The 899-nt window shown below is 65.7% G+C and carries 1 protein-coding gene; it reads left to right on the forward strand.

The annotated features are described in order from the left end of the window. Nucleotides 1–66: 66 nt before the first annotated feature. Nucleotides 67–846: a transposase family protein gene (locus MMF94_RS43170; RefSeq protein WP_241043297.1), complete on the forward strand. Its 780-nt coding sequence runs from the start codon at nt 67–69 to the stop codon at nt 844–846. Nucleotides 847–899 lie beyond the last annotated feature (53 nt).

The raw sequence follows: 899 nt of genomic DNA on the forward strand, positions 1-899 counted from the left end.
TAAGCGATGTCTCGTAACTCGGCGCGCCTCCGCAGGGGATCACTGGTCTGTGTTGATCATGTGTGGGTGCAGGTCATCACCACTCGTGAGCCGTCTTGGATCGAGCCGTTCACCGGGCTGAGCCCGGCCCAGTTCCGCAAGCTCGTGCGTACGGTGGCCGTGCGGGGTGGTGTCGAGATCGCCGATGGTCGTCCCGGGCGGCAATGGAGCCTGGAGTTGGCGGATCGGGTGTTGCTGGTGGCGGCGTACTGGCGCACGAACCTGACGATGCGCCAGATCGGGCCACTGTTCGGGGTGTCGCACTCTGCGGCACATCGAGTGATCGACTCCGTGGGACCGCTGTTGGCCCTGGCACCGGTCCGGCGCCGACGCACCGATCAGATCGCCATCGTCGACGGCACCCTGGTGCCGCTGCGCGATCACCGGTTGGCCGCCCCGTCGAAGAACTACCGCTACTCGGCAAATCTGCAGGTCGCCATCGACGCCGACACCCGCCTGGTCATCGCCCTGGGTCAGCCACAACCAGGCAACCACAACGACTGCACCGCCTACCGCGACTCTGGCATCAACCACACCCTCGCCGGTCGACCAGTCATCGCCGACGGCGGCTACCGGGGCAACCCCGAGGTGATCATGCCGTTCCGCAAGCCCGGCAAAGACCAGGAACTTCCGGGCTGGAAGACCGCCATGAACACCAGCCACAAACGAGTTCGCGCCCGCGTCGAGCACGCGCTGGCGCGTCTGAAGTGCTGGAAAATCCTGCGCGACTACCGCCGCGCGGCCAGCACCCTTGAACACACCGCCTCGGGCATCGCCTACCTGCACAACATCGCCCTGAGCCACTGACCCGAGACCGGCACCGCCACCAGCCTCAAGATCAGTTACGAGACATCGCTTAG

This window comes from Pseudonocardia alaniniphila (genome assembly GCF_022524485.1).
Classification (GTDB): domain Bacteria; phylum Actinomycetota; class Actinomycetes; order Mycobacteriales; family Pseudonocardiaceae; genus Pseudonocardia; species Pseudonocardia alaniniphila.